This window comes from Pseudomonas sp. ICMP 8385 (assembly GCF_002699915.1).
GTDB lineage: Bacteria > Pseudomonadota > Gammaproteobacteria > Pseudomonadales > Pseudomonadaceae > Aquipseudomonas > Aquipseudomonas gessardii.
The window spans coordinates 167,443-188,404 of sequence record NZ_LKBY01000102.1 but is presented as its reverse complement, the minus strand read 5'-3'; the positions used below and the strand labels follow the sequence as shown (position 1 = coordinate 188,404).

The following is a 20,962-nucleotide window of genomic DNA, read 5'->3' as shown; positions in this document are numbered from 1 at the left end:
CTTAATAACCCTCCGCTTCTACGATAAGTGTCAGCCCGTACTGCGGATTTAACCCCCATTCATCTACGCGCAAATTGCATCCTGTACGGGTCAGGTCGGCATACGCACATGAGACGGTTGCCGGCGAGCCATTGGTATGAAGAAACGAAAGTTTCACTGAGTCAGCTTGCTCTGCAAAGGCAACAGGCCAAGTTACCGCACCCGCCCATGCCGTCGAGACATCACCGATATAGATGGAAACCCGCTGACGTAGCAGGCCGGTATCGGCGCATTTCCACCAGCCTGGAATACCTTTTTGGCAGGTGTTTTTCGGCAGGGTGGTTTGGGTGATGAAGTAAACCGGCTGTTCATCAAAAGCCCTCCTGAAGTACGGAAGGTTGATGTCGCCGCCCCATAATCCAGCCACGCTAATCGCATCGCGGGTCAGCTTTTGATTGAACTTTACATCTGACTGAGATACGGAGTAGACGTCGTAGATCCCATGCCCAACAGCGGTAGGCGGAAGCCCATCCAGATCGGAAAATGCGTGACGATGCACTCGGCGAGCAAGCTGCAAAAGAGCGCCGGTCGAAGTCTGCAGGAAGTAAGGAAGGTCCGGGTTATCCGAAATCAACCCTGCGTGAGATATCCAATCGCTGACAACTCGCTGCGATAAACGGACATCTGTTTGCCCAATGGTGTAGGTATTGGACTTGTCTGCCTTCGTGTCAGGATTGAAGTTCGACGTCAGCCATAACGCACCGAGGTCAGTAACATCAACAGCGGCTTTTAACCCCTCCGCAGCCCAGGAAAGAGCAATGCGGTTTTCCGAACCGGCTGCAACAAAACCGGCTCGTGTTTCGGTCTTTGTAAAAACATCGCGGAGGTTATAGCCATCTCGTGTTGTTGGCTTGTCACTCAAGCTATCGAAGGTGTGACCATGAGATGACAATGACAGGTTGATGATATGACCCACAGAGCCATCAGGTTTCTTGAACCTGAAATATGGCGCGCCTGGGTCTCCATTCACCACACCTGCCGCCAGTATGCTGTCTGCGGCAACCCGCTGATCGAGCAGGCTATCGGTCTGGTCTTTGGTGTAAGCGTTTTTAATGCCGAATCCGTCGAGCGTGGTTGGATTGCTTCCCGACACTACAATGCCCCGAGCATTGATCGTAACCCGATGATAAGTACCAGGCGCTTTATCCGCCGGCAGCACTTCACCAATCGAGCGGTCCACATAATCCCGAGTTGCTAGGACTACTGATGGATCAATCTTCAACTGAATGTTGGCCGTGCTACTGGTGAGGATGTGCATCCGCACTACTTGGTTGCGGCCGGAGTTCTGGGCGAGCAATGGTTTGTAGCTCGGCGCACAGTTGGCTACTGCGGAGAACACGCCGGCTTCGTCCTCCAGGGCCAGCTCACGAATCCACCAGCCACCGACGTCCGGCGGCAAGACCAACTCAGCGATCAGCACGTTCGGATCAGTGGGCGAGGCGTAGAGCTGGTTGAGGGGCGCCCTGTGAACTTGGTGTACCAGTTGAGTCTGGCCGGGGGCCGGCACGGGGTCCGCCCCGTTGGCGTCACCTAGGAGCATGTGGGTTAGCTTCCACGGCACGCCGAGCGCGTCGCAGTTGGTTTTCTTGGCGGCGCCCTGGGTGGTCAGGAAGCCTCCGAACTGGGTGTTTACGTCGACCATGGGTACACGTCCATTTCGTCATTGATTGAGTCGGTCACCCCCACGTAGGCGCGGACGGCGACTTCGATGTCGCTGTTCTGCCATGGGTAAACATCGAGTTCATCGCCATCGACAACGGCGACTCCTATGTAGGCGGTGAGTTTGCTTTCGAGGCTGATAGCCAGCTCGATGAGGTGGCGACTGAGCGGCTTGGCGTCGTCGATCAGCCAGGACAGTTCCTGGTACATGGCCTCGGTGATGCCGGTTTCGAGCACGCCTATCAGCAGTCGGAAGGTGCCAGGCACGCCCAGCGGGAGTTCCTCCCACCACTCGCGCACCTCGATCAGGTAGCCCAGCGGTTCGACCACGCGGCGCAGTGCGCCGATGGTTCCCTTGCGGGAGTGGATGAAGTAGGCGGCTTTGATAGCGTTGCGCTTCGCGCTCTCGGGCCAGGACTGGGACCAGCGGTCGACCGAGAAGGCCCAAGCCAAGTAAGGCAGCAGCTCGAGGGGGCAGGCGTCTGGATTCCAGAGATCGCGCAACGGCACAGGCACGCGCTCGATCTGCGCCAAGGCCTGGGCGGAGAGGCGCTCCAGCTCGGTGGCGTTGCCAGGTAGCAGGCACGCGACCATTACTCGGCCACCGTGACGCTGTAGGCGGTGCAGTAAGGCGCCTGGGTGAGGCTAGCGACGACGTCAGACCAGCCGGGCAGCTCAACGCGCTTGACGCCCTCGATGTGTAGGGCGGCATCCAGGGCGGAGCGGTTGACCTCCTGACCAAGGCGGCGGCGAGAGTTGACCAAGGCAGCAAGGCGGGCCTCGGCGGAGGCGCGGACCGGCTCGGACTCGGGGCCGGAGCTGTTTAGGTAGAGCACGGCCTCCACGGTGTAGGGCAGTACCTGTGCGCTCTGCACGGTGAGGCGGTCGGCTACTGGACGGCGGTCCTCGTCGCTGAGGTAGGCGGCGACCACGGTGAGCAGATCGGCCGCCGCGGTGCCGTGGCCCAAGGCGCTCTGTACGGTGACGACGACCTCGGCCGGGGCCGGGCTGATCGCCGAAGCATCGGCGACGCGACCGTCTGCGCTGCGGGCATGGAATATGTAGGCGTTGCGGGGGCCGGCGGTGCTAAGACCTTCCATGGCCATCTGGATGCGCTCGCGCAGGCTCTCATAGTCCTCCAGAACAGCCGCCACCGGGGGCACCGCGGACGGGTTCGCCGGGGTGATGACCAGGCGCGCGACGTTGAAGCGGGCGCCGATCTGCTCCAGGTCCGCGCCCTGGGCGAAGGGCAGCAGCACGGCAAGGGCCGCTTCGTTGACGCGCTGGCGGAGCAGCGTTTCGCGATAGGCGCTCTCCTGGAGCAGCTTGGTGAGCGGCTCGGATTCCAGAGCGAGGGTGGCGGCCACCTCGGCTTGCTGATCGGCCGGCCACAGGCTGACGGCGTATGCCTTGCGCTCGGCGAGGATCGCCTCGTAGTCGATCTGCTCGACTACGACGGGCGCTGGCAGTCGACTGAGGTCGATAGGGGTAAAGGTGGTGGTCATGTGGAGGCCCCCAGGCTCAGCGGTACGCGCAAGCTGAGCGCTTCATTGGTGTCGGTTACGGTCCCCTCGATGTCCAGCACGGCGCCGCCCGGAACGTCGGTGGGTGTGAGTTGCACGCGGCTGAGGCGGATGCGCGGCTCCCAGCGCATGAGGGCCATAGTGATGGCGGCATAGGCCTGCAGGCGGGTTGCGCTGTTGAGCGGCCAGTCCATGAGGTCGGCCATCGGACTGCCGTACTCCCGGCGCATGACGCGGCTGCCGAGCGGCGTGGTGACGATGTCGGCGATGGATTGAGCCAAGTGCTGGCGGTCGCGGAGGGTGCGCCCGGTCTTGACGCTCATGCCGATCATGGGGTTGGCCCTTCCGAAACGGCGGTGCCTGTGGTGATGCCCTTGGTGCGGTGTTTGCGCAGGCTGATGTCGGCGGCGATGACGTCCTCGCTGACGTTGACGGTGCCGGTGACGTGCTGGTTACCGGTCTGGGTGTAGTCACCGGTGTGGTTGATAGGGCCTTCGATGTTGATGCCGCCGGTGCTGACCAGGTCAGTCACGCCGCCTTCTGGCAGGGTGGCGCGGAGCACATGCGCAACAAAGTCGTACTCGACAACAGCGCCGTCTGGATAGGTACGGCGATGCAGGCCCTCGCGGTCGCCGTTCGCCGGGTTGGCATCACTGAAGAGGCCGACCAAGGCGACTCCTTGGGCGAGCACGCCGGATGGGCTCAGCAGGACGACTTGCTCGCCGACGGTGGGCGGGTCCCATTCCTTAGAGGTGCCTGCGCGCAGAGCCAACCAGGGCAGCCAGATGGTGGTGATTTCGCCGGATTTCACGCGGACACGGGGCTTGGCGACGTCGACCTCGGCGATGGTGCCGAGACGGACGAGGTTTTCGATGAGGCGGGCAAGTTCGGCGAGTTGGTTCATGCCGTTGATGCTGCAGCTCGCGCGCGCGGGGTGCACTTGGCGTGGGCTGTAGCGGGGCGCGCTACAGCGCGAGGTCAGGCGGTGAGGTGGGTCAAGAGGCGGTCGCGGATCATTTCGAGGTCGACATCGGTGAAGCCGAGCAGCTCACGGCGGTCGTACTGCACGTCGGCCTGGCCGCGCCCGGGGCGGTCGCGCAGGCCGTACTGGTGGACGCGGGCGATGCGCGAGACGCGCCCGGCGAAGGCGATGGCGATGGTATTGGGGGTGCTCTGCAGGCGTAGGTACTTAGCCTGGCGCAAACGGGTGAACATCTGGCGCTTGATGCGGCCGACCTTGCCGCGCAGTTGACGGGGCTTGCGTGCGGCGTAGGGGGTGCCGTCCGGGTTGCGCTGGACGGCGATGCGCTTTTGCTGATTGCGGCGCAGCTCGCGGCCGATGTTGTTGCCAAGTTTGCGGCGCTCGCCTGGGGAGAGCTTGGCGAGCAGCGGGCTGACCCACTCTTCCAGGGCGTGGAGATTGTCTGTCACAGCTCGAAGTCCGGCTCTTCGGGGTGGCTTATGTCGAGGCTACCATCGTCCAGGCGTTTGACGATGACGCGCTCGGTGAGTGGCAGCTTTAGGGACATATCGACCTTGCCGCCGTCCAGGATGTCGGCCTCGAAGGCGATGGCATCCTTTCCGCGCTCCAGGTTGGTGAGCAGCTCCGGCTGCTGGCGGCGCAGCCACTCCAGCACCGGAATGAACACGCTGTCCGGGTGGCCGGCGAATTCGGTAAGCAGGACCTGCAGAGTGTAGGTGTACTCGAAGGACAGGCCCTTAGCCGCCGTGCAGCGGACGCTGCCGGCGTCGATGAAGATGAGCATCCGGTCTGGGTTTTTCTTGAGGCCTGCGACGGCGGTGAGCAGGTGCTCGCGGAGGCTGTTGGGTTTTTTCATGGATTGGCTGCCTTCTGCTGGCACTCGTAGACTATGTCGACCTTGGCGGCGCAGGCTGCCCAGTCGGCCTCGGTAATGTCCTGGTCGTCGAGGAGCTCGCCGTTGGTGGCTGGATCAGTCGCGCTCAGGGTGCAGCGCGTTACGGCCGGACAGCCAGTCACGATATGCGTCTGCTCCGGTGATGGCGGGGCGCTGCCGCAGGCGGCGAGCAGCAGCAGGCAACTGAGCAGCAGCCCACTCGCGTAGTTCGGCGTTTTCACGTTTCAACTCCTTGATCTGTTGCTTGCGGACGTCCAGTTCGCGGCGCAGGTCCTGGCCAGTTTGTTGCAGCGAGGTCTGGGCCTGACGTTCGTCAGCGAGGGCGGTGCGAAGGGTGGCGATGGTTGTGGCGTCGCGTTCGACGCGAGCGTTAACGGTGGTCAGCTTCTCCTGGACCAGGGCGGTGCGCCCCTGCTCTGCCTCGCTGCGCTGGTAGGTGCCCCACAGCAGCAGGGCCAGGGCGCCGAGCAGGGCGCCGCCGTAGAGGGCCTGGCGCAGGGTGGTCATTTGCGGTACCAGCCGGCAGCATTCATGTCTGCCTCATCGAGGACCTGAAGGTCGCCACAGATAACGAGTGGCGGTACAGGCATTACGTGCTTGAGGGCATCGGCCAACTTTTGGCACTGGTCAATGGGCGTTCCGGCCGGCAGAAGAACAGCTCCGCACCCCCCGGTGGGCGACAGGCTTGTCATTCGCTGCACTAGTTCGCTGTATGGGAAACGCTCCGCTTGGCTCTTTACCTTGTTCATGCCGCCTCCTTGCTGCAGCCACAGTTGGCGTGCTGCTCGTAGGCGCGTTCGAGCTTTACGTCGTAGAGGTTACGGGCGTAAGCCGGGCCGTTGTAGGCCTTGGCGAAGGTTGCCCACTTCTTGCCCTTGAGGGCCTTGAGCAGGGCCGGGTCGGCCTCGATGAAGCGGACGAACGCCTCGAACTGCTGGTTCTCGTCCTGGCTCATCAGCCGGACGAACTCGTCGACGCTGGCGTAGCCCAGGCGCACGGCGTGGTAGCCCATGATCTGGAAGGCGCCCCAGCTGGCCGACTCGTTGGCACAGAGCGCGTCGATCATGCGGGCCTGGGCCAGGCGTTGGTGTTCCGCGGCGCCGCCGATGTAGCCGCCGGGCTTGGTGTTGACCAGGGCGGGATACTGGGCGGCGAGCTCGTCGGCGTGGCGGCGCAGAGCGGCCTGGTCGTCACCTTCGACGCGCGGCAGGGCCAGGCGTTGGTGCATAACGTGGCGCTCGAAGAGGATCTTCGGCTTGCCGGTGGCCAGGAAGCCGGAGCCGGCGCTCTCCACCTCGTTGACGGCGTAGATGGCGGCCAGCTCGACGCCCAAGCGCTTAGCCGCTGCCGCGAGGGTGGCATTGCGCAGCAGCTTGCTGCAGTCGGTGCCGGCCAGGGCGGCGAGGGTCTTCTCGCCGGCCTTGCCGTCGACCACCAGGCCGATCTTGGCTTGATACGCGCGGACGGCCTTTTCGGTTTCGTCGCCGTAGTCGCCATCGGTGGCCAGTTGGGCGCCGTGCGCGTTGAGTTGTTGCTGCAGGCGGCGGACGGCGAGGCCTTTGTCGCCGTGCTTGAGGGCTTCGGTCATAGCTGGTCTGCCTTGCGGGTAGCGATGCGTTTGAGGCTGGAGCGCACGAAGTCGGCGCCGAGCAGACCGACCACGCCGCCGAAGAAGGGCGCGAACTGTTCGGGGATGCCGAACAGGGCCAGGCCGTTGCTCACTGCCAGGGTGATGAGGCCGCAGATGAAGCCTTCGCCCAGGGCACGGCGTAGACTGCCGCCGGAATAGATGAAGCGGGCCGAGGCAAGCAGTGCCGAGAGCACTGCGGCATATATGAGTGGGTGGTGCTGCTCCATCCAGGCGAGCAGCATGGCCCAGGTTTCGGGGCGATCAGGCATCTGTGACATTCCTTGCGTCCTGTGGAAGAGAGTTGGCGAGCGGCACGAATGGCCGGCGGCTGAAGAGCTTGCCTTTGCTTTTGTAGACGGCGAGGTAGATCAGTCCCATAGGTTCACCACTTGGCGCTGTTCGGGTTGAGGGGCTGCGTCCGGCAGGATGACGGTGGTGCCGTGGGGGATGATCGGGCCGAGGTCGGCGAGGCCTGGGTTGGCGTCGAGAACGGCCTCGGTGACGCCCGCAGTGCGGCCGTAGTAGTGCCAGCAGAGGCTGTCGACGGTGTCGCCTTGGGCGGCGATGACGGTGGCCATCAGTCGCCCCCCTGTTGTTGGACTTGGTCGGGATAGACCCAGGGGCCGTCCTCGGAGACGAGCGCACCTGGAGAGCGGCCGGATTCGACTTCACGGCAAACGGCGTATCCCAGCGGGTGCATGATTTCTCGGTTGATTCGCTCCAGCAGACCGAGGCGGGAAATTTCGTTCCAGTCGATGACTTTCGGCTTGTTCATCAGAGCAGCTCCACGGTGGCGTGGCTGATGCCGAGGATGGTGCGCAGGGCCTTGCGGGCGTCGCGGCGCAGTTGGTCGGGGCTGCTCTCTTCCTCAGTGACCTTCTGCTCGCCGCTGTTGGTTGCGTCGAAGCTGTTGTAGCGCTCGATCAGCTCGGCCAGGGCGCCGCAGTAGATGACGCGGCAGTAGAGGTGCAGCAGCTGGCTTTTGCCCTTGATCTGCTCGGCCGGCACTTCGGCCAGGGTGGCATGGCCTTCGGCCTGGCGGGCGGCGCGGTAGGTGGCGAGCTCGCGGTTGGCCTCGATCATGGCATTGACGGTGGCCACCTCGAGACGGTCGTCGGTGACACTGGAGTCAATACGCATGGCGGCGCGCAGTTGCTGGCCGTCGATCTCCGGCCAGAAGTCCGCGTTGCTGATCGGGTAGGCGGCGCTGGTGTCGCCGCCCGCAATGAATCCGCTCATGCAGGCGCTCCCAGCCGATCTACTCGGCCAATTTCGCGCAGCAGCTCACTACGGCTGAACAGGTGGGCATGCTCGCCGGCAATCCTTGTCAGCAGGAAATTAGCGTTTCGATTTATCTGGGCGCGCTCGCGCGGGGTAGCCGGTAGGATGCCGTCCTTGCCGATAGGGCCGGTACAGACCGTTCGGTCGTAGGCTTCTGCCTCGCTCACATAGCGCTCAGCTGCCTGACGTAGTGCCGCCTCTGCAGGTGTCAGCCGGAAGGTGCACAGGTACTGGTCTGCAAATCCGCTCATGCTCAGGCCTTGAATAAGTCGGCGGTGGTCGGGGTATCACAGCGAGGCCAAGGAGTTAACCTGCTGATCAACCCCGAGCCGCCGGGGTTGCGGGGGACCGCTCGTTTAGCTGGCGGGGCCAGCGTGTTTCTTGAGGAGGCGCTCAGCGCGCTCCAGGTCTTTCTTGCCGCCGCAGCTGTTGTGCTGCTGGATGGCGCTTTTCAGTAGGTCAATGCCGGCCTGAATCTGGCCGGGTTGACCGGGGTTGTTCTCGTTTAGGCCGACCAGCGTGGAACGGCCCAAGGCGAGGGTGAGTTTGGCGCGAGCTTCGTCCGGCATGTCCTGGTCCGCGGTGAGCACAGCAGTGCGGGTCAGGATGTCGTGCGGGAATACGCCGCCTGCTTTTTGAACCGTCAGAGCGGCTTCTGCCACTTCCTCGGCCACCAGGCAGCCAGTGGTGCGGTTGAAGCGGTTAGGTGTCTGCAGGTTATGGCGGATGACGTACTCGGCGATGTCCAGACCGCCGGCGTAGTCGCCCGCGTCGAAGCGCCAGACCATGATGGTGACCAGCACGTCGTCCTGGGCGCCCTGGCCGGCGGCAAGGATACCGTCGACGTAGGGCACGTATTCCGGGAGCAACTCGGCCTTGACCTTCGCCTTGTTCTGTTGTGACTGGACCTGTTTGAGACGCAGTTGATCCTGCTGGAGCTTGGCGAGCATAAGCTCGTAGCTGGTGAGGCCATCCATAAGCGCGGCGGGCGCGGTGCGCGCCGCCTCCTGGGCGGCACGCTTGCGCAGTTGTGTGCTTTGGGCAAGGGTCAGGGCCATGGCTTATGCCTCAGTCGGGGCTGGGTAGGTCATGGCCTCGACGTTCTCCACCAGGGCAACCGCCTCGAAGTCCTCGATGACGTAGGCGTCATTGCTGGACTGGTAGTCAGCAATGCGGTCGTACTCCGGTTCGTCTTTCAGGTGGCGTCGGCGGGCGTCTTCCTGCCAGTAGATGGAGAGGTTCTTGAGGAAGGTGACCAGCACGGTTCCCTCCGGGAAAAACGGGGCATCGACCACTGGCAGGCCGCCGAGACGGGCGCGGCTGACGATTTCCTGTGCGGCGTTCTCTTCCTGGTTGGCGGCTGCGCCTTTTTCCACGGCCTTGAGCAGCTTCTCGTGCATCAGGTCGCGGCTGACCAGTACCACCAGGTCGGGACGGCTGCGGTGCCACGGGGCGAGCATCTGGATGGCGTCGAACACCAGGCCGTCGAGGGTCTGGTAGTCGCCACTGATTCCGGTGTCGACGCCGGCCACCTTGATCACTTTGGTGCCGCCTACGGTAACTTTGCCAGCGACGGCGCCCTCGTCCATAACGTGATCCGCGGCGCCTTCCCGGATCTTCTGCAGCCAGCCTTTGTTGACGTCTTGCAGCAGGGGGTTGTTAGCGCGGTCGGTAGCCAATGCCGCACTGGTACCGTTGAAGCCGATCATGATGCGGTCGAGGGACTGGCGCTCGATGATGGCGTTGGTCAGGCGTACCTGGAAGTCAGGGAACTTGGCCCAGGCGTCGAGTAGCGCGTAGGGGAACGCCGTGTCGAAGTTGGTTTGCTTGCAGGCGTACACGTCCTTGGTCAGGTCGGAAACGTCGGCCGGGTTGCGGCGGTTGCCCGCTGCAGTATTGGTGCGGCTGGCGATGGGACCATTGACCCCGGCGAGCAGGGCTTCGCCTGTCTGATCGTTGACGCCGATCAGGTTGATGGCCTTGAGGAAGGCGCTGGATTCCTGCATGGCAGTTTCCAGCGTCTGCTGAACGCTGGGGGCGACGTTGAATTTCTCGGTTGCACTGGCGACGCCATTGAGCAGAGCGATCTGCGCGGCCAGGGCGGTGAAGGCGAGGCGGGTTACGTTACGCATTAGTTGTTCTCCGGGATGCGGGCTGGGTGGTGTCAGAACGTGGTCAGCACTTTGCCGTCACCGCCGGTGGCTGGCGGGCGTTGATGCTGGCTGTGGTCTTCGGTGTCACCCAGGCGCTTGAGCAGGTCAGCGAATTCGCCGGCCAGTTTTTCGTGGGCGGTTTGCAGAGTGTTGAGTTTGGTCTGCTCGGTGGTGAAGGCTTTGCCCTGGTCCTTGGCGTGGTTGGCGAGCGCCTCAACGGCTTCCGTCAGCTCGGAGAATTGGGCGTCATCCTTGACAGACTTGTCCTTGCTCTTGCCGAGGGCATCCATGACCCGGTTAAACAGGCCCAAGGCCTTGTTTTCCGTTTCTGCGACTTCCTCGAATTTGATTTCAGCCTCCAGGGCCTCGGTGAACATCGAGGTCGCGGAGTAGTGGCGATCCTTGAATGGGCTGGCGTCTGGCTTCTGCGCAGAGAATGCGAGCACGTCGGTACCCAGGCTTGCTGGCGAATCGGTCACGGCCAGGCCGACGATGTAGGCCTCGCCGCTGTCGGCGAAGCTCTCGTCGATTTCGATGGAGGTATAAATCTTCTGCTTGGCCTTGTTCATGGCCACCAGCTCAGGGGTTGGTTCGATCTGGGCGAAGAGGGCGAGCTTCTTCTGACCGGCGATCTCAACCTCTTCAGTCTTGACCGCCGTGATGTCGCCGTAGGCTTTGAAAGGGCTGTCCGGTAGCAGGCTGCGGAAGTGTTCCAGCCATACGCGGGCTCCATAGGTGTTCTGGCTGAAATTTTTGGCGGCTTGCTCCAGCCAAGTGCGCTCGATCTTGCGCTTATCGCTGGTGGCGCCTTCAACGGCGACACGGAACCAGTTAGAGCGGAATTTCTGGGCGGGGGCGTTGCTTGCGGCCATGTGGGCTGTCCTCGATGCGTTGGCGGCGGTTGCCGTTGCGTTGAGGGCATGGTCGACAGTGGAGGAACGCGCGGCAACGCTCTGAGCTTGTAGCGGGGCGCGCTACAGGGCGCGGAGTTAGGGGCTCGCGCGCGTGAGCGGCAGCATCTGCGTCATGAATGCAATCGCCCAGCCGACCACCGATCCGCGCCGCCACGCCAAGTTCCTGTATTGGACGGGCTGGCGCATCACCGATATCGCCGATTATCTCAGCGAGAAAGAGAAGACCCTGCACAGTTGGAAAACACGGGACGAGTGGGACCGGGCGGACAACGTTGAGCGGATCGGCGGGGCGCTGGAGGCGCGTCTGGTGCAACTGATCCTCAAGGACGGCAAGACCGGCGGTGACTTCAAGGAAATCGACCTGTTACATCGGCAGTTGGAGCGGCAAGCCAGGATTCAGCGTTACCAGGACGGCGGGACCGAGACGGACCTCAACCCGAACATCGCCAAGCGAAACGAGGGGGCCAAGAAGGCACCCAAGCGCAACGAGCTGGACGAAGGGCAGATCGAGACACTGGTCGAGGCGTTCCGCGACAGCTGTTTCGACTATCAGCTTGACTGGCACCGCGCGGGGAACATGCGCACCCGCATGATCCTGAAGAGCCGGCAGATAGGCGCGACGTTCTACTTCGCCCGCGAGGCGCTGATCGACGCTATCACCACGGGCCGCAACCAGATTTTTCTGTCGGCCAGCAAGGCGCAGGCGCACCAGTTCAAGACCTACATGCAGTCCTTCCTCAACGAAGTGCTGGGGGTAAAGCTGAGTGGCGACCCCATTGTCCTGTGGAACAACGCCGAGCTGCACTTCCTGGGAACCAACTACCGCACGGCGCAGGGGCGCAGCGGAAACTTCTATTTCGACGAGTTTTTCTGGGTTCATGGCTTCGCCGAGATCAACAAAGTGGCCTCGGGTATGGCTCTGCACAAGAAGTGGCGTAAGACCTACTTCTCGACGCCCAGCAGCATGGCGCACCCTGCCTACAACTACTGGACGGGCGAGCGCTTCAACAAGGGCAAGCCAACGGCCCAGCATATCCAGCTGGATGTGAGTCACGAGGCGCTGCAGCAGGGCCGGTACTGCGAGGACCGCATCTGGCGCCAGATTGTCACCATCCTCGATGCGGAGGCACGCGGCTGCGACCTGTTTGACCTGGACGAACTGCGTGAGGAATACGACGCGGCGGCCTTCCAGAACTTGCTGATGTGCCAATTTGTCGATGACGGGCAGAGCATCTTCCCGCTGTCGATGCTGCAGCCGTGCATGGTGGAAAGCTGGGATTGGCCAGACTACAGCCCCTTTGCGATGCGGCCCTTCGGCGAGCGGCCCGTCTGGGTTGGGTACGATCCCGCCGAGAGCGGCGACTCTGCCGGCCTGGTGGTTGTGGGACCGCCGCTGGTGGCTGGTGGCAAGTTCCGTGTACTGGAGCGCCACCAGTTCCGGGGCATGGACTTCTCCGCGCAGGCCGAAACGATCCGGCAGGTTACCCGCCGCTACAACGTGGCCTATATCGGGATCGACACAACGGGCATCGGTAGCGCCGTTGCTCAGTTGGTGCGCCAGTTCTTCCCGGCGCTGAAGACGTTTTCCTACAACCCCGAAGTCAAGACCCGCCTGGTGATGAAGGCGTGGGACGTGATCAGCAAGGGTCGCCTTGAATTCGATGCCGGCTGGATCGACATCGCACAGTCGCTCATGGCCATCCGCAAGACCATCACCCCAGGCGGACGCCAGTTCACCTATGTCGCGGGCCGCAACGACAGCACCGGCCACGCCGATCTGGCATGGGCGCTCTTTCACGCATTGCACAACGAGCCGCTGGAGGGCCGGACAGCGGCCAACACCGGCATCATGGAGATCTACTGATGAGCAAGAATCGCAACCGCCGCAGCCAGGACCTGGCGGCAACTACCCAGGCGCGAGAAGGCGAGCTGCTGGTCAAGGATCAGGGTGGCCAGTCGATGGCCTTCACCTTCGGCGATCCGGTGCCGGTGCTCGATGGTCGGGAAATCCTCGACTATCTGGAGTGCTGGGCCAATGGCCGGTGGTATGAGCCGCCAGTATCCCTGGACGGCCTGGCCCGCTCGACGAAGGCGAGCGTTTATCTGCAGTCTGGGCTCAACTTCAAGCGCAACGCACTGGCGCGCACCTTTATCCCTCATCGGTTGCTGAGCCGTGCGGCGTTCGAGCAGATAGTCATGGACTGGGGGTGGTGCGGCAATCTGTACCTGGAGAAGCGCGACAACATGCTGCGCCAGGCGCTTGGCCTGAAACCGTGCTTGGCGAAGTACATGCGACGCGGTACCGACCTGGTGACCTACTACCAGGTGCGCGGATGGAAGGACGAGCACGAGTTCAAGACTGGTAGCGTCTGCCACCTGCGTGAGGCGGATATCAACCAGGAGGTCTACGGCCTGCCGGAGTGGCTGGCATCCCTGCAGAGCGCGCTGCTCAACGAGTCGGCCACGCTATTCCGCCGCAAGTATTACCAGAACGGCTCGCACGCGGGGTTCATCCTGTACATGACCGACGCGGCGCAGAACGAGGATTTCGTCACTAACCTGCGCGACGCGATGAAGAGCAGCAAGGGGCCCGGCAACTTCCGCAACCTGTTCATGTACGCCCCGGGCGGCAAGAAGGATGGTATGCAGCTGATCCCGATCAGCGAGGTGGCGGCCAAGGACGACTTCGCCTCGATCAAGAACATCAGCCGCGACGATCTGCTGGCGGCGCTGCGCATCCCGCCCCAGCTCATGGGTATCGTGCCGCAGAACGCGGGCGGGTTCGGGTCGATCCGGGACGCCGCCCAGGTGTGGGCGCTCAACGAGCTGGAGCCGGTTCAGGCTCGACTGGCGCAGATCAATGATTGGCTTGGAGAAGAGGTGGTGCGGTTCAACCCGTATGAGCTGCCTGCCGCGGTCAACTGACTGTCGATCGCACACGAAAAAGCCGCCCTTGAGGCGGCTTTTTTTTGGGCTCCACGCGCGGAAGTTTGCGGCTTCTTAAACATGAAAAACCCCAGTTAACACTACCACTTCCAGGCACTTCAAGCCAGCGTTACGGGGGCTGCGGGCCAGTATTTCCGGGGCTTCCAGCGAGGCAGACGACGAGCGGCCAGCAGGTGGCGCGACGCTGCGGGCGCGTGGCTGGTCGAGGGCGCTGGCCTGTGGCTTGGGGGCCCGGCCTGGGGCTGCTGCCGACCCCGGTTTTCACCCGGCGCGCGCGCTCGTCCCCCCGCCACGCCCGCGGGCTAAACGTGGCGCATTTTCTGCGCCCCTGCAGACCACCCAGCGCGGCCAAGGCAGCGGGCTGGAGGCAGGGTATGAGGCGAGGCAAAAACCTGCGATTCCCTGCACTGGAGGGGCATTTACGGGGTATGGGGTGCATCCAGCTTCGAGGGGGTGGTCGGGGGCGATTTTCTGAAAGAGTAATTTCAGCAACCTGCGAGCAAACCGACCCTGGAGGCCGCGCCGTCCGTGGGTTCTGACATTACAAACAGAGGTAACTTAGGAGTAATCAAAAAGGTAATTTTTTATAAGGTGCTGATTTATAAGGCTTTTTTGTGGCCTCAATATCACCTTAATAAAGAGTAATCAGATTACCTTTTAGTTACTAGATAGTTACCTTTGGCCGCTGCCGGAAAACCTTTGCAGTTCAAGGCGTTGCGCCTCTTTCCCGGCATGGGTTACAGAAATTACTCTTTTTGCGCACCCCCCACTACCTGAAAAAATCATCCAGTCTGAGGCGTGTGCGTATGCGCGCGTTCTAAGGTTTTCTTGTGCACGTTCATGTCGCTTAGTGCGAATGAAGGTAAAGCGGGGAGGCTTGGTACGTGCGTTGGTACGTGTAGCGAATAAACGAAGGGCCTGCATCGCTGCAAGCCCTTGTTTTAAATGGTGCCGGCACCAGGAGTCGAACCCGGGACCTACTGATTACAAGTCAGTTGCTCTACCAACTGAGCTATACCGGCGTGTTAGGGCGACGATTATAGCGATTGGAAAGGTTCTGTAAACCCCTGAATTCTGACTATTTTTCAGCGTGCGATTTTTCCACGGCCGGTCGCGGGCTTCAGCGGTTTCGCAACGGATGATGAGTGCCGCCTTGAGGCCAGGGTTTGAGCGTGGTTGGTCATCAGGGGCCTTGACAGTGAGCCGGACAATCTCAAGCCGGAATGGGTCGCACCGGGGGTGGAGTATCCCGTCGACCTGGCGCGGGTCAGTGCGTCCAGTGCCGGGCAGGTTGCCGAGCAGTGGGCGTACATAAAAAGTCATTAATTTGACGAATGTCCGCTCGTCGAATTGAGTGAGATAAAAAACAGCAAAATAATGACACTCCCCACATCCTGTCACACACTGCTTGAACAACAAGTGCACCCATGCTCTGCAAGAGGTGCCGTGACAAGGGAGGATGGGCTGTGAGCCAGGACGACGAGGTTTTTGCAAAAAAGACGGCCAGTCATGATCGCCCGATGATGTCGACACTGCAGTTTTTTGAAGATACCCCCATCGACGCTGCCTCTTCCCCCGCTGAACAACCCCAGCCTACCGTTATGCCGGCCTGCCGAGCGCAGGTGGTGGTGTTGGCGTCGGTCAATGGCGGAGTGGGTCGCAGTACCCTGGCGACGGCCTTGGGCAGTGGCTTGCAACGCCTGGGGCGCCCGGTGACGGTCCTGGAGCTGGACCCGCAAAATGCCCTGCACCTACACTTTGGCCTGCCCCACGACGCCTTGGGCATCGGTCGCGCCAGCCTGGGCAATCAAGCGTGGGATCATCTCGCCCAGCCCGGTTTCTGCGGCTGTCGGGTGCTGGTCTTTGGCGAGACCGACAGGCAACAGCAGGAAGACTTGCAGCGCTGGCTCAAACAGGACCCGGATTGGCTGGCGCAGCATTTGTCGCACCTGGGCTTGAGTGAGCAGCACAGCGTCATTATCGACACTCCGGCCGGTAATAACGTGTACCTGCACCAGGCGTTGAATGTCGCCAATACCGTCGTCATCGTTGCCCTGGCGGACGCCGCATCGCTGAGTGCCCTGGAGCCGATGCAGCGGTTGCTGGCGCCGTACCTTGCGCGGCCATCGGCACTGCGCTGTCACGTACTCGTCAACCAACTGGATGAGGGCAGTGCCTTCAGCCTGGATATGTTGGACGCATTCAAGCGGCGCCTTGGGGAAGATGGCATGGATGTGATCCATCGCGACCCATTGATCAGTGAGGCGCTGGCTTTTGCCGATGACCCGCTGGACTGCGGGGCCGTGAGCATGGCCTGTGAGGATATCCACGGGCTGTGCCAGCGACTGAATGGCGCTTGAATCGCGCCCTGGGCGACGTCTTATACGGTTGTCTGCAGATGCTTATGCACAATCTGTTGCTCGGACAGGTGCTGAAACCGTCATTTTGTGGAGCTGTTCTCATTACGCTGCAACTGCCTGTTTTGCGTGCGTTTTATTTTGTGAACAAAAAATGATCAGTCAGCATTTTCCTCTGTAGCGCCCGCCTCTACGGCGTCCTACAGAAATTCATCAACAGAGTTATCCACAGGGCGCCTTGCCCTTTAATCGCGCTCGGCGAGCACCATCAGGTTGCGCGGGGTCAGGGCTGTTTCGCAGAAGCGGCCCACTTGAGCCTTGTAACCGTTTTCTTGCAGGAACAATGCCCGATCCAGAACCAGCCACACTTCCAGCGGGCGACGAAACAAGCTACGCACCAGTTCCAGGTTTCGTACATGGGCCAGACGTTGCCAGCCATGCTGTTCCAGGGCTGCCCAATCCTGCGCACCTGTGGATAACCCTTTGAGCGTCGCCAGGTGCTGGCAGTAGTCTGCGAAGGAGCGGTGCAGCCATTCGCTGGGCAGCGAAGGCGTGGGCAGGTACTCATCGCGCCCACGCAATTGCCGTTGTAACTGATCGAAGCCCAGGCGCCGGGCCATGGAGGTGTCGCGTTGCAGGCGCACCCGGGCGCCAGCGGTGACGGTTTCGCTCAGGGGCAAGCCAAGGTCCTCCCGTGACAAGCGCAGCGCCGAAGCGCGGGCCGCGGCCGACAGCGCCTGGTATTGCTCGCCGGCGATGCGGTTGTAGCAGCAGGGCGCCACGGCCAGGTGTTTGCAGCCGGCGGCGCTGGCCAATTGCAGCAGGCGTACGTGCAGGTCGCCACAGGCGTGCAGGGCCACAGGCGTGTGTTCGGGATTGATCGCTACATCCGCCATCACGTCTTGCCAGCGGTGGGTGGCGGGCAAGTGGTGGTGCGCGCTCAAGGCCTGACCAGCAGCGATCAGTGCCGGGTCGTACTCCAGACAGGTCAGGTGTTGCCCCGGTTGCAGCAGCCGACGGCCGAGGTGGCCTTTACCGGCGCACCAGTCGAGCCAATGGGTCGGGCGCTCGGCAAACTGCAGTGCGCTGCCAAACGCCTCGATTTGCTGCCATTTGCGGCCCGGTACATCCACATTCAGGCGCGACGACGGCGCATGCAGCACGCCCGACGGTAACTTATCCACAGCACTCAGGCGCGCGGCCAGCTCCGCCCATTGCGGAAACGGCGCCGGCGCCTGTAGGGCAGTGGGCAGGTTATGGCTGCTTTCGGCCTGTGCCAGCGAGCGCCGGCGCAGCCATTGGGCCAGCGCTGGATGCTGGGCTTCCCAGGGTAATTGCAGGTGGGTGAAGGGGCGTGGTCGCCACAGCCCTTGATGTTCGGTGAGGAACGCATCCAGTGCGAGAAAACGGGCCAACAGTCGCTCGCCCGTCAATCCGCTGTCAGCGTCCTTGGCAGGCATCGACCCGCAACCAGCGTTCCAGCAGCTTGAAGCCGCGCACCAGCACATAGGCCATCAGCAGGTAGAACATGCCGGCGGCAAAGAAGATCTCTACCGGCAGGTAAGTGCGGGCAATGATGGTGCGGGCCATGCCGGTCAATTCCAGCAGGGTCACGGTACTGGCCAGGGCGCTGGCCTTGAGCATCAGGATCACTTCGTTGCTGTAGGCCGGCAGGCCGATGCGCGCGGCACGCGGCAGGATGATGTAGAACAGCGCCTTGGGCTTGGACATGCCCAGCGCCCGCGCCGCTTCGATCTCACCGGGCGGGATGGCCTGGATCGCGCCGCGCAGGATCTCGGCGATGTAGGCGGCGGTGTGCAGGGTCATGGTGACGGTGGCGCACCAGAACGGGTCCCGCAGATAGGGCCACAGGGCGCTTTCGCGCACGGCGTCGAACTGCGCCAGGCCGTAGTAGACCAAAAACAGCTGCACCAGCAACGGTGTGCCACGGAAGAAGAAAATGTAGCAGTAAGGCAGGGTGCGCACGTACCACCGGCGCGAAGAACGGGCGATGCCCAGGGGGATCGCCAGCAGTAGCCCGGCGATCACCGCGATGGCCACCAGTTCCAGGGTCAGGGTCGCGCCCTGGGCCAGTCGTGGCAGCCACTTGATGATCACGGCCCAGTTCAGGCCCAGGTCGAAATGCGCCAGCCAGCTGTAGTCGCCGTTCATTGCGTGCTCCTCGCAAAGCCGCGAGCGGCGCGTTTTTCCAGGAAGTACATGCCGGCCATGGCCAGGACGGTGAGGCCCAGGTACATAAAGGCCGCGACCATGAAGAAGGTGAAGGGCTGCTTGGTAACGGTCACGCCGATTTGCGCGTGGCGCATGATTTCTTCCAGGCCGATCACCGAGACCAACGCGGTGTCCTTCATCAGGATCATGAACAGGTTGCCCAGGCCCGGCAGGGCGATGCGCCACATCTGCGGCATGATCAACCGGGTGAAGATGCGCAGCTTAGACAGGCCCAGGGCAATGCCCGCTTCACGGTGGCCCTTGGGGATCGCCAGGATCGCGCCACGGAACACCTCGGTGGCGTAGGCGCCAAAGCACAGGCCCAGGGCAATCACCCCGGCGGCGAAGGCGCTGAGCGACAGGTCGGGGTTACCGAAAAACTCCCCCAGGGCCCGCATCATATTGACCGTGCCGAAATAGATCAGCAGCACCCACAGCAGTTCGGGAATGCCGCGGACAATGGTCGAGTAAGCGCCGCCAAGCCATTGCAGGAACTTGTACGGGGAAGTCTTGGCCAAGGCGCCGGCCAGGCCGAGCACCAGCCCCAGGCATAACGCCGTGAGTGCCAGTTTGACGGTCATCAGCGCGCCGGCAGCGAGTGCGGGGCCGAATCCGTAGAGATCGAAATTCATGGTTTTTTCATATCGCGCAAGGCATTGCGAAAAGCCGGCGCGCTCAAGCGAGCGCGCCGGTCTGGCCAGTCAGGATCATTCGATGCTGAAAGGGAAGTACTTGTCGTTGATCTTCTTGTAGGTGCCGTCGGCCTTGATTTCCGCCAGGGCCTTGTTCAGGCGCTCGCGCAGTGGGTCGCCTTTGCGCACGGCGATGCCGATCTTGTCGCTTTCTACAACCGGATCGCCCTTGAACTCGTAGGCCGAACCGTCTTTGCTCTTGAGCCACTCGTATTGCACGTACTTGTCGGCGAGCATCCCGTCCAGGCGGCCGGACGTCAGGTCGAGGTAGGCGTTTTCCTGGGTGTCATAGAGCTTGGCGGTGGTGTCTGGCAGTTTGTCTTCCAGGTAGGTCCCGGCCAGTGTCGCGCGCTGCGCCCCGATGATCTTGCCTTTGAGGTAGTCGGCGTCGGTCTTGAAGTCCTTGATGGACTTGGCCGCGATGAACTGCAGCTTGTTGGAGTAGTACGGGTCGGTGAAGTCAACGGCCTGCTTGCGCTCGTCGGTGATCGACAGCGACGACACCAGGAAGTCGAACTTCTTGGCGTTCAGGGCCGGGATGATGCCATCCCAGTCGGAAGTGACTACGCTGCATTCGACTTTCATCTTGGCGCACAGGGCGTCGCCGATGTCTTTGTCGAAGCCGACCACGTTGCCACTGGCGTCTTTATTGTTGAAGGGCGGGTAGGCCGCCTCGATCCCCATTTTCAAAGTCTCGGCCATGGCCGTGGCGCTGAACGCCATGGAAACGGCGGCGGCCAGGAGGAATTTTTTATAGTTCTGCATGCATGTTGCTCCGTTAGCGGTTGCTGGACATGAATTGTTTGCAGCGCGCCGAAAGCGGGTTCTCAAACACCTGCTGTGGCGATCCTTGCTCTTCGACCAGCCCCTGGTGGAGGAACACCACTTCGCTGGACACTTGGCGGGCAAAGCCCATTTCGTGGGTGACCAGCAGCATGGTGCGGCCTTCTTCGGCCAGCGCGCGGATCACATTAAGTACTTCCTGAACCATTTCCGGGTCAAGTGCCGAAGTGGGCTCATCGAACAGAATGACTTTGGGTTGCATCGCCAGGGTGCGGGCGATGGCGGCGCGTTGTTGCTGGCCGCCGGACAATTGCGCCGGGTAGGCGTGGCGCTTGTCGCCAATACCGACCTTGGCCAGCAGGGCCTCGGCCACTTCGATGGCTTCGGCCTTGCTCTGGCCGAGCACGCGGCGTGGGGCCTCGATGATGTTGTCGAGGATGCTCATATGTGGCCAGAGGTTGAAGTTCTGGAACACAAAGCCGATTTCGCTGCGCAGGCGGTTGATCTGCTTGCCGTCGGCGGCCATCAGCTCGCCGTTTTTCGCGGCTTTGAGCTTGAGTTCTTCGCCGGCCACCAGGATCTGGCCCTGGTGCGGGTTTTCCAGCAGGTTGATGCAGCGCAGGAACGTGGATTTGCCGGAACCGGAGGAGCCCAGGATCGAGATCACATCGCCGTCGCGAGCGGTCAGCGAGATGCCTTTGAGCACCTCCAGCTCACCATAGCGTTTATGCAAGTTGCGGATTTCAAGCGCGGGCGCGGCCAAAGCCATGAGCGGTCCTCATTGTGTGCATTGCGTTCCTGCTGTTGGGTCGCCTTCCTGGCGTGGCGCCAAGCTAGCATAGCGTTCGGATGACAGCCAACAGCGCCACGGGCGTT

27 protein-coding genes and 1 tRNA gene are annotated in these 20,962 nt (G+C 62.3%); 3 read left to right on the top strand and 25 right to left on the bottom strand.

Annotation, left to right across the window (positions count from 1 at the left end):
• Position 1: 1 nt before the first annotated feature.
• The 19 genes from AO268_RS16525 to AO268_RS16440 form a co-directional block, all read right to left on the bottom strand.
• Complete coding sequence (locus tag AO268_RS16525) at positions 2 to 1,681, bottom strand: phage tail protein (RefSeq protein WP_099169276.1); 1,680 nt, start codon at positions 1,679 to 1,681, stop codon at positions 2 to 4.
• On the bottom strand, positions 1,669 to 2,292 hold the full coding sequence (locus tag AO268_RS16520; RefSeq protein ID WP_099169275.1) for a phage tail protein I: 624 nt from the start codon (positions 2,290 to 2,292) through the stop codon (positions 1,669 to 1,671). Before AO268_RS16520 ends, AO268_RS16525 begins: the two co-directional genes overlap by 13 nt.
• Positions 2,292 to 3,203, bottom strand: a complete 912-nt coding sequence (locus AO268_RS16515; protein WP_099169274.1) for a baseplate J/gp47 family protein — start codon at positions 3,201 to 3,203, stop codon at positions 2,292 to 2,294. The genes AO268_RS16520 and AO268_RS16515 overlap by 1 nt, the downstream gene beginning before the upstream one ends.
• Positions 3,200 to 3,553, bottom strand: a complete 354-nt coding sequence (locus AO268_RS16510; RefSeq protein WP_099169273.1) for a GPW/gp25 family protein — start codon at positions 3,551 to 3,553, stop codon at positions 3,200 to 3,202. The genes AO268_RS16515 and AO268_RS16510 overlap by 4 nt, the downstream gene beginning before the upstream one ends.
• A complete protein-coding gene (locus tag AO268_RS16505) occupies positions 3,550 to 4,125 on the bottom strand; it encodes a phage baseplate assembly protein V (protein ID WP_099169272.1) in 576 nt (191 codons plus the stop codon). Before AO268_RS16505 ends, AO268_RS16510 begins: the two co-directional genes overlap by 4 nt.
• Positions 4,126 to 4,199: 74 nt before the next feature.
• Positions 4,200 to 4,652: a phage virion morphogenesis protein gene (locus AO268_RS16500; RefSeq protein ID WP_099169271.1), complete on the bottom strand. Its 453-nt coding sequence runs from the start codon at positions 4,650 to 4,652 to the stop codon at positions 4,200 to 4,202.
• Positions 4,649 to 5,059, bottom strand: coding sequence for a phage tail protein (locus AO268_RS16495; protein WP_099169270.1), 411 nt, complete (start codon positions 5,057 to 5,059; stop codon positions 4,649 to 4,651). Before AO268_RS16495 ends, AO268_RS16500 begins: the two co-directional genes overlap by 4 nt.
• Positions 5,056 to 5,271 (bottom strand): Rz1-like lysis system protein LysC, encoded by a 216-nt coding sequence (lysC, locus tag AO268_RS32940; RefSeq protein ID WP_252193700.1) that lies wholly within the window; start codon positions 5,269 to 5,271, stop codon positions 5,056 to 5,058. The genes AO268_RS16495 and lysC overlap by 4 nt, the downstream gene beginning before the upstream one ends.
• Complete coding sequence (gene lysB, locus AO268_RS33220; protein WP_099169269.1) at positions 5,174 to 5,605, bottom strand: Rz-like lysis system protein LysB; 432 nt, start codon at positions 5,603 to 5,605, stop codon at positions 5,174 to 5,176. The genes lysC and lysB overlap by 98 nt, the downstream gene beginning before the upstream one ends.
• A complete protein-coding gene (locus AO268_RS16485; RefSeq protein WP_099169268.1) occupies positions 5,602 to 5,847 on the bottom strand; it encodes a hypothetical protein in 246 nt (81 codons plus the stop codon). The genes lysB and AO268_RS16485 overlap by 4 nt, the downstream gene beginning before the upstream one ends.
• Complete coding sequence (locus AO268_RS16480) at positions 5,844 to 6,686, bottom strand: N-acetylmuramidase domain-containing protein (RefSeq protein WP_099169267.1); 843 nt, start codon at positions 6,684 to 6,686, stop codon at positions 5,844 to 5,846. Before AO268_RS16480 ends, AO268_RS16485 begins: the two co-directional genes overlap by 4 nt.
• Positions 6,683 to 6,997: a phage holin, lambda family gene (locus AO268_RS16475; protein ID WP_019817924.1), complete on the bottom strand. Its 315-nt coding sequence runs from the start codon at positions 6,995 to 6,997 to the stop codon at positions 6,683 to 6,685. The genes AO268_RS16480 and AO268_RS16475 overlap by 4 nt, the downstream gene beginning before the upstream one ends.
• A 99-nt stretch (positions 6,998 to 7,096) precedes the next feature.
• The gene (locus AO268_RS16470) at positions 7,097 to 7,306 is read right to left on the bottom strand and encodes a tail protein X (RefSeq protein WP_010213927.1); all 210 of its coding nucleotides are present in this window, start codon (positions 7,304 to 7,306) and stop codon (positions 7,097 to 7,099) included.
• The gene (locus AO268_RS16465) at positions 7,306 to 7,503 is read right to left on the bottom strand and encodes a DUF7415 domain-containing protein (protein WP_099169266.1); all 198 of its coding nucleotides are present in this window, start codon (positions 7,501 to 7,503) and stop codon (positions 7,306 to 7,308) included. Before AO268_RS16465 ends, AO268_RS16470 begins: the two co-directional genes overlap by 1 nt.
• Positions 7,503 to 7,967, bottom strand: coding sequence for a head completion/stabilization protein (locus AO268_RS16460; RefSeq protein ID WP_010213925.1), 465 nt, complete (start codon positions 7,965 to 7,967; stop codon positions 7,503 to 7,505). The genes AO268_RS16465 and AO268_RS16460 overlap by 1 nt, the downstream gene beginning before the upstream one ends.
• The gene (locus AO268_RS16455; protein WP_099169265.1) at positions 7,964 to 8,260 is read right to left on the bottom strand and encodes a hypothetical protein; all 297 of its coding nucleotides are present in this window, start codon (positions 8,258 to 8,260) and stop codon (positions 7,964 to 7,966) included. The genes AO268_RS16460 and AO268_RS16455 overlap by 4 nt, the downstream gene beginning before the upstream one ends.
• 105 nt (positions 8,261 to 8,365) lie before the next feature.
• Entirely contained in the window at positions 8,366 to 9,067 is a 702-nt protein-coding gene (gpM, locus tag AO268_RS16450; RefSeq protein WP_099169264.1) for a phage terminase small subunit, read from the bottom strand.
• A gap of 3 nt (positions 9,068 to 9,070) precedes the next feature.
• Entirely contained in the window at positions 9,071 to 10,141 is a 1,071-nt protein-coding gene (locus tag AO268_RS16445) for a phage major capsid protein, P2 family (RefSeq protein ID WP_099169263.1), read from the bottom strand.
• Positions 10,142 to 10,173: 32 nt separating this feature from the next.
• Entirely contained in the window at positions 10,174 to 11,034 is an 861-nt protein-coding gene (locus tag AO268_RS16440) for a GPO family capsid scaffolding protein (protein WP_099169262.1), read from the bottom strand.
• 154 nt (positions 11,035 to 11,188) lie between these two features.
• Here AO268_RS16440 and AO268_RS16435 point away from each other — a divergent pair, with 154 nt between their 5' ends.
• Together AO268_RS16435 and AO268_RS16430 are read left to right on the top strand one after the other, a co-directional pair.
• Complete coding sequence (locus tag AO268_RS16435) at positions 11,189 to 12,940, top strand: terminase ATPase subunit family protein (RefSeq protein WP_099169261.1); 1,752 nt, start codon at positions 11,189 to 11,191, stop codon at positions 12,938 to 12,940.
• Positions 12,940 to 14,001, top strand: coding sequence for a phage portal protein (locus AO268_RS16430; RefSeq protein WP_099169260.1), 1,062 nt, complete (start codon positions 12,940 to 12,942; stop codon positions 13,999 to 14,001). Before AO268_RS16435 ends, AO268_RS16430 begins: the two co-directional genes overlap by 1 nt.
• A gap of 967 nt (positions 14,002 to 14,968) precedes the next feature.
• On the opposite strand, the gene AO268_RS16425 is transcribed toward AO268_RS16430, so the two are convergent.
• A tRNA-Thr gene (locus tag AO268_RS16425) sits at positions 14,969 to 15,044 on the bottom strand.
• A gap of 498 nt (positions 15,045 to 15,542) precedes the next feature.
• Here AO268_RS16425 and bcsQ point away from each other — a divergent pair.
• Positions 15,543 to 16,382 carry a cellulose biosynthesis protein BcsQ gene (gene bcsQ / locus AO268_RS16415; RefSeq protein WP_099169356.1) on the top strand — a complete coding sequence of 280 codons (840 nt, stop codon included), beginning with the start codon at positions 15,543 to 15,545 and terminating at the stop codon, positions 16,380 to 16,382.
• A gap of 242 nt (positions 16,383 to 16,624) precedes the next feature.
• On the opposite strand, the gene AO268_RS16410 is transcribed toward bcsQ, so the two are convergent.
• The 5 genes from AO268_RS16410 to AO268_RS16390 all read right to left on the bottom strand — a co-directional run bounded on the left by AO268_RS16410 (position 16,625) and on the right by AO268_RS16390 (position 20,855).
• Positions 16,625 to 17,839 (bottom strand): methyltransferase, encoded by a 1,215-nt coding sequence (locus tag AO268_RS16410; protein WP_076961639.1) that lies wholly within the window; start codon positions 17,837 to 17,839, stop codon positions 16,625 to 16,627.
• Positions 17,820 to 18,509 (bottom strand): ABC transporter permease, encoded by a 690-nt coding sequence (locus AO268_RS16405; RefSeq protein WP_076961781.1) that lies wholly within the window; start codon positions 18,507 to 18,509, stop codon positions 17,820 to 17,822. Before AO268_RS16405 ends, AO268_RS16410 begins: the two co-directional genes overlap by 20 nt.
• A 38-nt stretch (positions 18,510 to 18,547) precedes the next feature.
• On the bottom strand, positions 18,548 to 19,243 hold the full coding sequence (locus AO268_RS16400) for an ABC transporter permease (RefSeq protein ID WP_076961640.1): 696 nt from the start codon (positions 19,241 to 19,243) through the stop codon (positions 18,548 to 18,550).
• Between the two features lie 75 nt (positions 19,244 to 19,318).
• Positions 19,319 to 20,068 (bottom strand): ABC transporter substrate-binding protein, encoded by a 750-nt coding sequence (locus AO268_RS16395; RefSeq protein WP_076961641.1) that lies wholly within the window; start codon positions 20,066 to 20,068, stop codon positions 19,319 to 19,321.
• A gap of 13 nt (positions 20,069 to 20,081) precedes the next feature.
• On the bottom strand, positions 20,082 to 20,855 hold the full coding sequence (locus AO268_RS16390; protein WP_029295861.1) for an ABC transporter ATP-binding protein: 774 nt from the start codon (positions 20,853 to 20,855) through the stop codon (positions 20,082 to 20,084).
• Between the last annotated feature and the right edge of the window lie 107 nt (positions 20,856 to 20,962).

Excerpts from the sequence above, each read along its gene's own strand:
- AO268_RS16525 (WP_099169276.1), bottom strand. The coding sequence starts at position 1,681 with ATGGTCGACGTAAACACCCAGTTCGGAGGCTTCCTGACCACCCAGGGC.
- AO268_RS16520 (WP_099169275.1), bottom strand. The coding sequence starts at position 2,292 with ATGGTCGCGTGCCTGCTACCTGGCAACGCCACCGAGCTGGAGCGCCTC.
- AO268_RS16515 (WP_099169274.1), bottom strand. The coding sequence starts at position 3,203 with ATGACCACCACCTTTACCCCTATCGACCTCAGTCGACTGCCAGCGCCC.
- AO268_RS16510 (WP_099169273.1), bottom strand. The coding sequence starts at position 3,553 with ATGATCGGCATGAGCGTCAAGACCGGGCGCACCCTCCGCGACCGCCAG.
- AO268_RS16505 (WP_099169272.1), bottom strand. The coding sequence starts at position 4,125 with ATGAACCAACTCGCCGAACTTGCCCGCCTCATCGAAAACCTCGTCCGT.
- AO268_RS16495 (WP_099169270.1), bottom strand. The coding sequence starts at position 5,059 with ATGAAAAAACCCAACAGCCTCCGCGAGCACCTGCTCACCGCCGTCGCA.
- lysB (WP_099169269.1), bottom strand. The coding sequence starts at position 5,605 with ATGACCACCCTGCGCCAGGCCCTCTACGGCGGCGCCCTGCTCGGCGCC.
- AO268_RS16485 (WP_099169268.1), bottom strand. The coding sequence starts at position 5,847 with ATGAACAAGGTAAAGAGCCAAGCGGAGCGTTTCCCATACAGCGAACTA.
- AO268_RS16480 (WP_099169267.1), bottom strand. The coding sequence starts at position 6,686 with ATGACCGAAGCCCTCAAGCACGGCGACAAAGGCCTCGCCGTCCGCCGC.
- AO268_RS16475 (WP_019817924.1), bottom strand. The coding sequence starts at position 6,997 with ATGCCTGATCGCCCCGAAACCTGGGCCATGCTGCTCGCCTGGATGGAG.
- AO268_RS16470 (WP_010213927.1), bottom strand. The coding sequence starts at position 7,306 with ATGGCCACCGTCATCGCCGCCCAAGGCGACACCGTCGACAGCCTCTGC.
- AO268_RS16465 (WP_099169266.1), bottom strand. The coding sequence starts at position 7,503 with ATGAACAAGCCGAAAGTCATCGACTGGAACGAAATTTCCCGCCTCGGT.
- AO268_RS16460 (WP_010213925.1), bottom strand. The coding sequence starts at position 7,967 with ATGAGCGGATTCATTGCGGGCGGCGACACCAGCGCCGCCTACCCGATC.
- AO268_RS16455 (WP_099169265.1), bottom strand. The coding sequence starts at position 8,260 with ATGAGCGGATTTGCAGACCAGTACCTGTGCACCTTCCGGCTGACACCT.
- gpM (WP_099169264.1), bottom strand. The coding sequence starts at position 9,067 with ATGGCCCTGACCCTTGCCCAAAGCACACAACTGCGCAAGCGTGCCGCC.
- AO268_RS16445 (WP_099169263.1), bottom strand. The coding sequence starts at position 10,141 with ATGCGTAACGTAACCCGCCTCGCCTTCACCGCCCTGGCCGCGCAGATC.
- AO268_RS16440 (WP_099169262.1), bottom strand. The coding sequence starts at position 11,034 with ATGGCCGCAAGCAACGCCCCCGCCCAGAAATTCCGCTCTAACTGGTTC.
- AO268_RS16435 (WP_099169261.1), top strand. The coding sequence starts at position 11,189 with ATGAATGCAATCGCCCAGCCGACCACCGATCCGCGCCGCCACGCCAAG.
- AO268_RS16430 (WP_099169260.1), top strand. The coding sequence starts at position 12,940 with ATGAGCAAGAATCGCAACCGCCGCAGCCAGGACCTGGCGGCAACTACC.
- bcsQ (WP_099169356.1), top strand. The coding sequence starts at position 15,543 with ATGATGTCGACACTGCAGTTTTTTGAAGATACCCCCATCGACGCTGCC.
- AO268_RS16410 (WP_076961639.1), bottom strand. The coding sequence starts at position 17,839 with ATGCCTGCCAAGGACGCTGACAGCGGATTGACGGGCGAGCGACTGTTG.
- AO268_RS16400 (WP_076961640.1), bottom strand. The coding sequence starts at position 19,243 with ATGAATTTCGATCTCTACGGATTCGGCCCCGCACTCGCTGCCGGCGCG.
- AO268_RS16395 (WP_076961641.1), bottom strand. The coding sequence starts at position 20,068 with ATGCAGAACTATAAAAAATTCCTCCTGGCCGCCGCCGTTTCCATGGCG.
- AO268_RS16390 (WP_029295861.1), bottom strand. The coding sequence starts at position 20,855 with ATGGCTTTGGCCGCGCCCGCGCTTGAAATCCGCAACTTGCATAAACGC.